The organism is Flavobacterium sp. (assembly GCF_031409475.1).
Lineage (GTDB): Bacteria > Bacteroidota > Bacteroidia > Flavobacteriales > Flavobacteriaceae > Flavobacterium.
In genome coordinates this window covers 1-13,294 of record NZ_JANNXH010000004.1, presented here as the reverse complement: position 1 = coordinate 13,294, position 13,294 = coordinate 1, and the positions used below count along the sequence as shown (strand labels likewise).

General features: G+C 36.0%; 6 protein-coding genes. 2 read left to right on the top strand and 4 right to left on the bottom strand.

The window, feature by feature from the left end:
* Nucleotides 1–16 precede the first annotated feature (16 nt).
* Entirely contained in the window at nucleotides 17–7,870 is a 7,854-nt protein-coding gene (locus RMO53_RS00825) for a T9SS sorting signal type C domain-containing protein (RefSeq protein ID WP_310377451.1), read from the top strand.
* 117 nt (nucleotides 7,871–7,987) lie between these two features.
* Here the strand turns inward: RMO53_RS00825 and RMO53_RS00820 are convergent, their stop codons facing one another.
* From RMO53_RS00820 to surE, 4 genes are read right to left on the bottom strand one after another with little or no spacing between them, the layout of a single operon-like run.
* Complete coding sequence (locus RMO53_RS00820) at nucleotides 7,988–8,614, bottom strand: C40 family peptidase (protein WP_310377450.1); 627 nt, start codon at nucleotides 8,612–8,614, stop codon at nucleotides 7,988–7,990.
* 46 nt (nucleotides 8,615–8,660) lie between these two features.
* Nucleotides 8,661–9,773, bottom strand: coding sequence for a lipid-A-disaccharide synthase (gene lpxB, locus RMO53_RS00815; protein WP_310377449.1), 1,113 nt, complete (start codon nucleotides 9,771–9,773; stop codon nucleotides 8,661–8,663).
* 22 nt (nucleotides 9,774–9,795) lie between these two features.
* Nucleotides 9,796–10,071, bottom strand: coding sequence for a hypothetical protein (locus tag RMO53_RS00810; RefSeq protein ID WP_310377448.1), 276 nt, complete (start codon nucleotides 10,069–10,071; stop codon nucleotides 9,796–9,798).
* Entirely contained in the window at nucleotides 10,064–10,843 is a 780-nt protein-coding gene (surE, locus tag RMO53_RS00805; protein WP_310377500.1) for a 5'/3'-nucleotidase SurE, read from the bottom strand. The genes RMO53_RS00810 and surE overlap by 8 nt, the downstream gene beginning before the upstream one ends.
* Before the next feature lie 208 nt (nucleotides 10,844–11,051).
* Between surE and RMO53_RS00800 the strand changes: the two genes are divergently transcribed.
* A partial coding sequence (locus tag RMO53_RS00800) for a carboxy terminal-processing peptidase (protein ID WP_310377447.1) occupies nucleotides 11,052–13,294 on the top strand: 2,243 nt, incomplete at its 3' end.

The window sequence follows — 13,294 nt, the reverse complement described above, 5'->3', positions numbered from 1 at the left end:
AATTAGAACACACTTTATGAAAATAAAATTACTATTTATTGCGATTGCTTTGTTTGTGGGTTTTGGAAGTTCGTATGGGCAGGGTTCAGAAAACTTTTTAAATATTCCAACAGCTTCTCCGACGAACTATCTTACAAGAAGTTGGACAGGTACAAATGGAGTTACTTGGAGTGCAACATTAGCAAGAACTGATGAAACTTTAACTGGGAAAGCAATTTGTACAAGTGGTCTTGGCACTGTAACATCTCCTACTTACGCTGGTGGTATCGGAACACTTACTTTTAATTATGTGAGAGCATTTACAGGAACAAGTACGAGAAGTATTGAAGTTTGGGTTAATGGAGTTCAAATTGGTTCAACAATAACGGTCTCAACTACATCGGATGTAGTTGTAAGTTATTCTCAAGCAATAAATATTTCAGGCAATATAGTTTTAGAATTAAGAACTTCTGGAGCTCAAATAAAAATCGATGATATTTCTTGGACAGGGTTTGTCAATACACCCACCCAATTAGCTTTAGTAAGCGTGCCAACTACAGGCACAACTGGAACACCAGTATCAAGTTTCACGGTCGAGGGTAGAAATGCTGGGAATGTGCTTGTTCCTTCATTTACAGGAACAGTTACACTGACCAAAGCAAGTGGAACTGGCACAATGAGCGGAACACTTTCCGCCAATGCAGTTGCGGGTGTTGCCACTTTTAACAATGTCGCTTTTAATCAGGCAGATACGTATACAATAACTGCTGCATCAGCACCTTTAACTTCCGCGACAACGGGTAATGTGGTTGTCACTAATCCTAGTACAAATATTTTTGGCGGTGATGGAGTAAACTTTGTAGGTCAAATAAATAGTTATTCTCAGCCTATCAATTGTACCTATGGAGATTATCGGGTACTCAAATACAGAAAAGTAAACACAACAGCATCAACTCCAACAGATGGACGTGGGCAATGGGTAAATACGGTAAACGTTCAAGCTTCAGGTGGTGATCTAACACCGCTTAATATGAGCGGCGGTGGCAGTTCAGGATTTTTGTTCACTTCAGGCGGAGGTTGTGGCTCAACGGGAACTTATGCAAACAAATGGGCATTTGGCGGAGTTGGTCAGGGTACAGTTGATGCAATAAATGGCACGGCTTATAATGGCTCAACAGATATGGGATTCAATATGGGAACAGCTGGTCATTACACATTTATATTGAAAGACAATGGTTACAGTGGCACGGGTTATTATACTGGCTTTACAACCAATGCACCTGTTACAATGACTCATAATACAGGTACACAAAGAACTTTAAATAACGATGGCACTACTACTATAACAGCAACTATTAGTACTACCAATTCATCCCAGGAAAATTTTTATGTTAGGTATAAAACAGCTTCCAATGATTTTTCAACGGGAGGTTCAACCATATCAGCAGTTGGTAGTGTTGCAGGAACTACAGTTACTTTTACAATTCCTGTCCAAGCAGATGGAGCTGTTGTTTATTATTATATTTTTAGTTCAACTATGAGCCAAGCTGCATTGACTGCACTTAGTGAAGGAGATAAATCGTATGCTTTATTAAATTATGCAGATAACAGTGGTTCAAACTATACCTACACGGCACTTTCTTTAACACCAACGGTTACTTCTATAGTTCCAACTGCTGTTACTGGCGTTACAGTGCAAGCTAACAATACAGGATTTAAAGGACAAACCATTACTATTAATGGTACTAATTTTCAGTCTAATTCAACGGTAACAATTAATGGTGTTGCGTCAACAGTTACTTTTATTAGTGCTTCTCAATTAACTGCTGTTGTTGCAAACACAGGAATTAATTTTACAGGAAATGTTGTGGTGGCTAACCCAACTCCTGTTACGTCTGTAACGGTTCCATCCTTTAACTTTTTGGGGTATATAACTTCAAGTGCGGGTGATATAAATAACGTTTTAAGATGGTTAGGAGGTTCTGTGCCGCTGGCAAACAGTACGGTTACGCTCGCACACAATCAAACACTTGCAGCAGTAACAACTAATACACCTTTTGCCACTATGACCATATTGACGGGAATCACTATGAATATTAATGGAGCATCAGGAGCATTGACAGTTACTGGAGCTATCACAACGGTTGGTACTGGTATATTAACATTCTCTGCAGGAGGTTCAGCAACATCTGGAAGTATTGTAAATGCAGGGACTATTTCATTTGTCACAGGAGCTTCTAATGCAAACCTTATAACAGGCAGCATTAACAATAGCGGCACGATGTCTTGGACTACAGCAGGCACACTAACCATCAACGCAGGTGGTTCGTTAACTAATACAGGAACAGTAACTTCAAGTACTGTTGGTAACGTAGTTTTTGCAGGAGCAGGAACGATAAATGGCGCTACCGCAATTACTTTTAATAATCTAACTATCAATGGCACGACTACTTTGACAACCATACCCACTATTAATGGAACCTTGCAGCTCAATAGTGGTAGTAGTGTAAGCGCTACGCCAACTTATGGTGGTTCATCAACATTAATTTACAATACAACGGGTACTTACGGAGTTTCTAATGAATGGACAGGCAATAGCACAGCTGCTGGTTCTGGAGTTCCTAATAACGTAACAATTCAAAATAGCACTACGCTTTCAATGCCAAATAGCAACCGTGGTATGGCAGGAAGTTTAAATATTAGTAGCGGAAATCTAACATTGAATGCAACGAGTGGAGATTTGTATCTCGCAGGAAACTGGACGAGAGTATCAACAGCTTCATTTACTCAAAATAATAGAGCGGTGATTTTTAATAGAAGCACGAGTACTTCACAAATCGTTACAGTAACTGGAGGAACTTTGGAAACCTTTAATTATTTAACAGTTGCAGGAAGCGGAACTTTAAGTCCCGCAACTGGAACAGCTATTAATGTAACGTCAAGTTCTGGATTGTCGTTGTCATCAACTCATGCATCAAGTACAATAGATTTAAACGGACAAACACTTACTCTTTCTGGTGGAGGGAATCTGAATTTGAACGGAGGAAATCGCTTTATTACAAGTTCAGCCACAAACGGTAAATTTGCAATAACTTCAAACACAATTACCGTTACCAACGGCGGAACTTTGACTACATCGGCAACCAACACTACTACTGTCGATTTGCAAAATGGTTTAAATTGTGGTACGGGTTCATTGGTTACTATAAACGGAAAGCTACAAATTAATGCAAATGGATTTTGTATTGGCAACTCTCCAAAATACGGAGCAAGTTCTACGCTACAATATAATTCGAATACAATATACAACCGTCAGTTAGAGTGGACTGCTGATATTGCAGCTGTTGGAACAATAGGATTGCCAACAAATGTTCAAATAAGTAATACTACTACTTTAAATTATATAAATGCTGGAAATTCTGGACCAAAAGGGATTGCTGGGAATTTAACTATAGATACTGGCTCTATATTTTATATGGATTATGGTAGTGTTTCATCTGCTGGAGCATTGACAGTTTCTGGCAACCTAATTTCCGCTGGGAATATGACTTTAGGTTTTGCAAATGGCGATGATTTAAAAATTGGAGGAAATATAACTTTTACTTCAGGTTATTCTTTTGATACAAAAAATAGGGCTATATTTTTTACAAAAACCGGAACTCAAATAATAACAGCATCGAGCACACCAACATTTAATAAAATATTATTTACCCCAGCAAGCGGAACAACTACAGTACAATTAGCATCATCTCCAGCAACTAGTTTAAATATTACAACCCCAACAGCTGGAGGAGATTCTATTGATTTTGGAACAGCAGCTAATGTTTTTGATATTAATGGAAGTGCAGGAAATACATTAACATTAGGAACTGCTGGGCGAACAAATACAGTTACAGGAACAAATGGAACTTTTAAAGGAAGCACAACTTCAAATCTAACTTTATATGGAACAGGAAGTTTAGGAACTTTAAAATTTGCGACTGATTTTAATTTAGGAACATTTACTATGAATCGTGAGGCTATATTAGTAGGCTGTACGATGGGTTCTGCAGTTACAATAAATACGGCTTTAACATTAACGAATGGATTGATTGATTTAGCTGCAAATACAATGACTCTAGCATCAACGTGTAGCAATACTTTTGGAGATTCAGCAAATAGTTTTGTAATTTCTGATGTAACAGCAACCGGAAATTTAAGAAAAAATATTACTGCAACTGGTATAACGTATCGTTTCCCAGTTGGAGATAAAACAGGTACAATAGAATATTCTCCTGCAACAGTGAATTTTACCGCAGGAACTTTTTCATCAGCTTATTTAGGTATAGCAGTTGAGGATTATGCACTATCTACTGGTCAACATTCTAGTTTATTTGCTACCACCGATTATATTTCTAGATCTTGGAAATTAACTACATCTGGAACTTTAACCTCTCCAACTTATACTGTAACGGCTGACTATTTTAATACGGATGTGAACGGTACAGAAACAAATTGTGTTGCAACCCAATGGAATGGAACTACTTGGACTGATGGCGGTGCAACTGGAGTTAATACGTTAACTTTTACAGGAATTACCACAACGCCATCTACAAATTACATTACTAAAGGCAGAAGAGATAGAGAAATTAATGTCAGAGGTATTGTAGGTTCAAACCCATCTATTTCTGATGGAGATACTACGCCTCAAGGAACAGATAATACTTTATTTGCTGCAACAACTATTGGGTCTTCACAAGCCAAAGATTTTAGAATTGAAAATTTAGGAACTGATTCTTTAACAATTACTTCAATTTCAATGATTGGAGGAACAGCTTCAAGTGATTTTGTGGTTTCTGGGATTACTTTTCCGGTTACAGTAAATGGTGGAAGTAGTATCGATTTTACAGTTACTTTTAGTCCAAGTGCTTCGGGAACAAGAAATACAACTTTAACGATTGCTAATAATGATTCTGACGAATCAACGTATGATTTTGTAATTCAAGGAACAGGAATTTGCCCTACAACAACAAACACCATTACTCCAACTTCTGGACCTGTAGGAACAGAAATAACAATTAATGCAACAGCAAACAACTTAACAGGCGCAACTGTTACTTTTAATGGAGTTGCCGCAACTCCTGTAACGTATGTGTCAGCTACACAAATTAAAGTTTTTGTTCCATCCGGAGCATCGTCTGGAAATTTAGTTACCACTATTGCAACAGGTTGTCAAGCAACAAATGCTTTCACAGTTATAGATAATAAGGCAAATACCTGCGAAGGTGGCAATGTAGCATCTGATTTATTTATCAGCGAAGTTACAGATTCAAATTATGGTGGTTTGACTTATGTGGAAATTTATAACGGAACCGGCGTTTCTAAATCTTTAAGTAACTATTCTATAAACACAGCCTCGAATGGTGGTGCCTATTCTGGATCTCCACTAAATTTAAGTAATGTAACTCTAGCTGCTGGTTCAACATATACTGTGGCTTTAGGGGATGATGATTTGTGTACAACTCCCTATGGTAACGGTTCATTGGCAGCTCAAATTATATCTGGTTTAGGAATTAATTTTGATGCTTATCAACTTTCTCCTTCGAAAGGGAATGACCATATCGCTTTGTTTAATGGTGCTACAAAAATAGACAGCTGGGGAACTTTTGGAGATCCTAGTTGGGCTACATCTTCTTTACCAATGTTTGCTACACAAACAGATGGAGCTACTTTTAGAAGAAAAAATACAGCCCCGTCGCTTCCATCGACAACTTATTCTAATGCTGATTGGAATATTATTGATTATATTGGAACAACTAGTGCAGATTGTGCTAATAACGATTATTCCGATATTGGTGTTTACAATTTCATTTCAGGAACACCACCAACAGTTACAACGCATCCATCTTACACACCAACTTGTAAAGCAACAAGCTTAACTGTAGCCGGAACAGAAGGTTACGACTTGCCGGGTGATATAATAAATTTAACGTACCAATGGTATGTTTCGGCTCCAAACGCTGTAGGTTGGACACAGATAATAACAACCACAGATGGGTCAATTTACACTAATTTCACCTCTGCTATATTATCAATATCTAATATTTCTGGAGTGCTCAATTACCAGTATTATTGCCAAATTAGAGAAAATACAAACACTTGTTACACAGCAACAAATGCCGTAAAAATTACAGACGGCGGAACAGCAACTTGGAACGGTGCATGGACAAATGGTCCACCAACACTAGATAAATTAGTAATAATCAACGCAAATTACGATACCTCATTAAATGGTGGCGATATAAATGCGTGTAGTATTGTTGTTAATAGTCCAGCAACTTTAACTGTTACTTCACGAAAATTTGCCACAATTAAAAATGACTTAACCGTAAGTCTTGGCGGAAATTTAGCAGTATTAGACAACGGTTCTCTGGTAATGATAAATGATGCTGGCGTTGTTACAAATTCCGGTGCAACAGATATTTACAGAAAAACATCTTCTTATGAACTGTATGATTATGTATATTGGTCAACACCTGTAACTTCTACTGCAATAAATAATACCGTAGGGTCAACTTTTGAAGATTGGCGTACAGACTTTGCGTATGAATTTTTACCTGCAAACTTTCTGGACGCAAATGATGATGGTTTTGATGATGACCGCAACGATTGGGGAACAGCCACGACTATGGTTCCGGGAAAAGGGTATATTATTAGAGCACCAGAACCAGTACCTTTTGTGCCTGGAAGCAGACCCGAAGTTGATTTTTCTGGACAGGTTAACAACGGTGTTGTAACGACACCTATTGCTTTGACTCCAGGATTACCAGCCGATGATGATTGGAATTTAGTGGGTAATCCGTATCCATCGGCGATATCGGCAAATGAATTTATAAATACTAATTTCCCAAACATTTCTGGAACATTGTATTTTTGGACCCATAAAGACGACTTAGGCGGAGGAGCAAATTTAGGACCAGACGCACAGAATTACGCTCAAGACGATTATGCCATTTATAATTTATCTGGAGGTGTTGCTACGGTGGCTACATCAGGTATTGCTAGTGTATCGAACAGCACAGTGCCGTTGGGCTATATAGCATCAGGTCAAGGATTTTTCATCGAAGCCGATACAAATGGATCATTAATTTTTAACAACGCCATGAGAGTTGGTTTACCAGATACTGCAAATTCACAATTTTATAAGACAACTTCAAAAATCGAAAAATTGGAAGTAAAAGATAGAATATGGTTGAATATGGAGAATTCTCTTGGGATGTTCAGTCAGCAACTGTTAGGATACTTTAATAATACCACTCTGGGATATGATAAAGGGTATGATGGTTTGTTGAGTGATGGCGGTAATTACATTAATTTTTATTCGTTTATTGATGAAGCTACCTATAAAATTCAAGGAAGACCAGCCTTTAAAAAGAACGATGCAGTTAGGATGGGTTACTCCAGTGCAATTGCAGGCACTTTTAATATCAACATAGATCATATGGATGGTGTTTTTTTGAAGAAAAGCACTCAAATTTTACTCGAAGATAGATTACTCAATGTTATTTATGACCTCAGGAAAGCACCGTATAGTTTTACTACCGAGAAAGGAACTTTTAACGATCGGTTTGTGTTGCGTTATGTAAATAATTTTATAAAAAAAGAAACCAACTTTACTACAGCAAACCATGTACTCGTTTCCAATAAAAATAAGCAAATAAAAGTAAATTCTACCCTAGAAAATATCAATAAAATAATAGTTTACGATTTACTAGGAAGGCAAATTTACACTAAAGAGAAAATCAACAATAAAGAGTTTGTACTCAGTAATTTTGCATCAAGTGAACAAACATTATTAGTAAAAGTAGTTCTTGAAAACGGAGAAATCACCACCCAAAAAGTGGTTAATTAAGGTTTAATAGTCAAAAATAGTTGGTAAAAAGACTGTGAACTATAATAAAACATGATGTTAACAAAAGTTTATTGAAATTTGTTTCAATAAACTTTTTTACTTTAAACATAAAACGGCTTACTCCAAAACACGATTAACCTGTACAAAAGTTCTTTTGTAATATCCTTCATTAGTAGAGGAAATAATCACGCCACTCGAAGTAGAGGAGTGAATAAATTTGATGTCGTCATTCGTAATTTCAACAACCATTCCCACATGGCTTATTTGCCTACCGTTGGTTTTAAAGAAAATTAAATCTCCTTTTTTGGCATTTTCAAGCGCGACAACTTGACCTAGTTTGGCTTGATCACTCGAGCTGTGTGGCAGTTTTATATGGTACAAATCAAAAATGTTATACATCAATCCCGAGCAATCAAAGCCTTCGGGAGTTATGCCGCCACTTCTATAGCGTACGCCAATATTTTCTTTTGCGGCAAGAATCAATTGTTCTACCAGATAGCTTGTACTGTCGGTGTTTAATTCATAATCTGTTGCTTCAGTATCTGAAATTTTAGTTTTTTTAGTAGGTGTTTTTTTGCTGTCAGTTTGAACTAATTTTTCTTTTTTGACACTGCTTTTTTTAGTAACTGGCGCAACATAAACGCCTTTGTTCTGAGCTGTTTTTTTAGATGTAATTATAACCGATGTGGGTTTACAGGCTGTAAAAAGTAGAAAAATCAGAAAAAGTGTGAGTATAGGTTTCAAAAGTGGAGGTTTTTGGCAAATTTAGGAATTTTAACTGGATAGTTAATTACAAAATTACAGCCACAATCAATTTTGCTGTTTTTTCGCTTGCGCCAATTCCGCCTAGCTTTTCTTCGAGTATTTCATATTTTTTAAGAAGAATTGCGCGATGTTTGGGCTCTAAAATTTTATGCAGCTCAATTTTTAGGTGTTTTTTGGAGCATTTTTCTTGAATCAATTCGGTTACCACTTCTTCATCCATAATCAAGTTGACAAGCGAGATGTATTTTAGGGTTACAATGCGTTTTGCAATTTGGTACGAAGCCCAACTGCCTTTGTAGCACACCACTTCGGGGACTTTAAAAAGTGCCGTTTCTAGCGTTGCAGTTCCCGATGTAACGAGTGCTGCACTGGAGTTTTGGAGTAAATCATACGTTTTATTGGAGACGAACTTGATGTTTTCTTGTGTAATGAACTTTTTATAAAACGAAAATTCTTGACTTGGCGCGCCAGCAATCACGAACTGATACTCCGGAAAATCATTCACTACGCTTAACATTACGGATAACATTTTAGTAATTTCTTGTTTTCGACTTCCAGGAAGAATAGCAATGATGGGTTTTTCGTTGAGGTGGTTTGTTTTTCTAAAGGTTGCACCATCCAGATTGGGATGATTGTGTATGGCGTCAATCAAAGGATGTCCTACAAATTCAACAGGATAGTGATGTTTTTTTTCGTAGAAATCTTTTTCGAATGGCAGAATCACATACATTTTATCGACATCACGTTTGATATCAGTAATTCGGTTCTCTTTCCAAGCCCAAATTTGGGGCGAAATATAATAATGAGTTTTAAATCCTTGTGTTTTTGCCCATTTAGCAATACGTAAATTAAATCCAGGATAGTCTATAAACACAATCACATCTGGTTGAAATTCTGTAATATCCTCTTTGCATATTTTAATGTTATTCAAAATAGTTTTTAAATGAAATAATACTTCTGCAAAGCCCATAAAAGCCAATTGACGATAATGTTTTACGAGAGTTCCGCCTACTTTTTGCATCAAATCGCCACCCCAAAACCGAATATCAGCTTTGGCATCTTGATTATATAAGGCTTTCATCAGGTTAGCACCGTGTAAATCTCCAGAAGCTTCTCCGGCTATGATGTAATATTTCATTTTAAAAGTTTGTAAAATAAAATTAGGAAAATAAAGTGAAAATCGCAATTATTATCACTGCCAAAACAACACCTCGTGCCATTAACTCTTTATTCCATTTTAATAAAACTGCAAATAAAATCAAGTCTAAAATGGAACCTAAAGTTATTAATTTTCCTAATTTCCCTTCTGATTTCATAGATTGAATTCCAGTTATAAAATCAAAGTGGGTAAAAAAAGTAATAAAAATAAAACAACCTAAACCAGAAGCTACAATTCCTAAAATAAAACCGAGTAGTAAATCTTTTCTTTTATTCATTCCAATTCCAAGTATTAAGTTGTTGAATTGTATGATGTGCAGTCAAATCAAATTGAACCGGAACAACCGAAACATAACCGTTTGCAAGTGCCCATTCATCCGTATCTTCGCCTTGATCTTGATTTACAAACTCACCCGTGAGCCAGAAATAATCTTTGCCAAAAGGAGTTTGTCGTTTGTCAAATTTTTCCATCCAAATGGCTTTCGCTTGACGACAAATTTTTATTCCTTTGATTTCATCTTTTTTTAATTTTGGAAAATTGACATTCAAAACTACACCTTCGGGTAAGCCATTTTCTAAAACTTCTAATGTAATTTTTCGGATATGAGATTTTATTTGTTCAAAATCAGCATTCCAATCATAATCCAATAATGAAAATCCGATGGCCGGAATTCCTTCGATTCCTGCTTCAACTGCAGCACTCATTGTGCCAGAATAAATCACATTAATCGAAGAATTTGAACCGTGATTCACGCCAGAAACACATAAATCAGGTTTTTGTTTTAGGATTTCGTTTACCGCGAGTTTCACACAATCTACAGGAGTTCCAGAGCAACTGTACTCTGAAATAGCATCATTTTCTTTAGAAATTTTATTCAAATACAAAGTGCTATTTATAGTAATAGCATGACCCATAGCGCTTTGTGGTTTGTCTGGAGCGACAACTACAACTGTGCCTATTTCTGCCATAACAGCAATTAAGGCTCTGATTCCTGGAGCAGAAACACCATCATCGTTAGTAATTAAAATTAAAGGAAGCTTTGGCTTTATGTCTGGTGTTTTCAAAAAATTGTAATTTTAAATGTAAATAAGCAAATGTAGTCACACCAATTGACATTTCGCAAACAAGAAGATAAAATTTTGTTATAATAAAGGGCAATCACAAATTAAAATAAACATTTTTATATCTTTAACAAAATTTTAAAAAACGCCAATACGTGTTGGCATAGTTTTTACTGTAATTTAGATTAAAAATTTGATGAATATTATTATTAGCTATATGAAACGAAATTATAAAATCCTTCTTGTCGTAGTTTTACTTTCGGCATCACTATTTGCATTTACTAACTACAAATCTACCAGTACAGATCCTGAAAAGGATAAGTTGCTATTAGAACTTTTGGCTTTTGTAATCGAAAAAGGACATTACAATCCTGCAGAAATGGACGATACTTTTTCTAAAGGAATTTACAAAGACTATATTCAAGCTTTGGATCCGTCGAAACGATTTTTCTTGCAATCGGATATCGATGAGTTTTCACAATATGAAACGCAACTCGACGACGATTTTATCAACAAAGATTTATCGTTTTTTAATTTAACATACGATCGTTTGATGTTAAGAATGGCAGAAAGCAAAAAAATCTATAAAGATGTTTTGAGTACACCATTTGATTACACTGTTGAGGAATCATTCAATTCTGATTACGAAAAGGCTCCTTATTCTAAAAATGCTCAAGAACTAAACGAAAAATGGCGCAAACAAATTAAATTATCAACTTTGTCCTCGTTAACGGATCGTCTAAAAGTACAAGAAAATAAAAGCAAAGGAATTACTGATAAGGATGCTGTTAAAACGGATGCTGTTTTAATTCCCGGAGAGTTTAACGATAATATTGTCAAAGATAATAGTGATAAATCATTAGCCGATGCAAAGCCAAAAACTTTTGTAGAATTAGAAAAAATCACTCGAGAAAGTACAATGAAGTCTTTTGATGAATATTTTAATTTTATTGAAGAGCTAGAAAAAAAGGATTGGTTCTCCGTATATATCAATTCTATTACTTCCCGCTTTGATCCACACACCAATTATTTTGCGCCAGAAGAAAAAGAGAAATTTGATGTAGATATAAGTGGAAAATTTGAAGGAATTGGAGCGCGACTCCAAAAGAAAAATGATTTTACAGAGATTTCGGAGCTTATTTCTGGTGGCCCAGCATGGAGAGGAAAACAACTCGAAGCTGGTGATATTGTCATGAAAGTTGCTCAAGGAAATGCTGAGCCTGTTGATATTGTGGGAATGCGCTTGGATGAAGTAGTCAAAAAAATTAAAGGAACAAAAGGTTCTGAAGTTCGACTTACAGTCAAAAAAGTTGACGGTACAATCAAAATAATTTCAATCATTAGAGATATTGTCGAAATTGAGGAAACCTATGCAAAATCGAGTGTCGTTATTAAAAACGGTATAAAATATGGTGTAATCTATTTACCAAAATTCTATATCGATATGGAAAATAGAGACGGTCGTGACTCCGCAAAAGATATTGCCAAAGAAGTTGAAAGGCTTAAATCAGCTGGTGTAAGCGGGATTGCATTAGACGTAAGGAATGACGGAGGCGGATCACTTACTGCTGTTGTTGATATTGCAGGATTGTTTATTGAGCAAGGACCAATTGTACAAATCAAATCGTCTACTCGAAAAAAAGAAGTATTGTATGACAGAGATAAAAAAATAGAGTGGAGTGGACCACTTGTTATAATGGTTAATAGTTTTTCAGCATCGGCTTCTGAGATTTTGGCGGCTGCAATTCAAGATTACAAGCGTGGAATTATCATTGGTAGTAAGCAAACTTATGGCAAAGGAACGGTTCAAAATGTGATTGATTTAAATCAGTTTGTTCGCAATAGCGATGTAGGCGATTTAGGCGCTTTAAAAACAACCATCCAAAAATTTTATAGAATAAATGGGGGTTCAACTCAGTTAGAAGGTGTAAGTAGCGATGTTGTTATGCCGGATCGTTATGCCTATCTAAAAATGGGAGAACGTGATGTTGAAAACGCAATGCCATGGGATAAGATTGATCCAGCAGAATATAGTCTTTGGAATAACAATGCTAATTTTGATGCTGCTCTAAAAAACAGTAGAAGCCGAATTGCACAAAACTCCCAATTTAAGTTGATTGAAGATAATGCAAAATGGATTGATAACAGAAGTGAAGACAACACTTACAGTTTGAATATAGATAAATTCAAAATTTCACAAAACGCTATCGAAGAACAGGCCAAAAAATACAAGCCAATTCAAGATTATAAAAACACTTTAAAATTTAACTCATTGCCTTATGAAGAGTTAGAAATGAGCAAAGACCTTTCGTTAAAAGAAAAAAGAGAAAGATGGCACGAGAGTTTATCAAAAGATATTTATGTTGAAGAAGCTCTCAATATACTCGATGATTTACAGCCAAAAGTTATTGTAAAAAAAGGGCTGTCCAGTAAGTTAAA

Coding starts and splice junctions, on each gene's coding strand:
- RMO53_RS00825 (WP_310377451.1), top strand. CDS start 17: ATGAAAATAAAATTACTATTTATTGCGATTGCTTTGTTTGTGGGTTTT.
- lpxB (WP_310377449.1), bottom strand. CDS start 9,773: ATGAAATATTACATCATAGCCGGAGAAGCTTCTGGAGATTTACACGGT.
- RMO53_RS00810 (WP_310377448.1), bottom strand. CDS start 10,071: ATGAATAAAAGAAAAGATTTACTACTCGGTTTTATTTTAGGAATTGTA.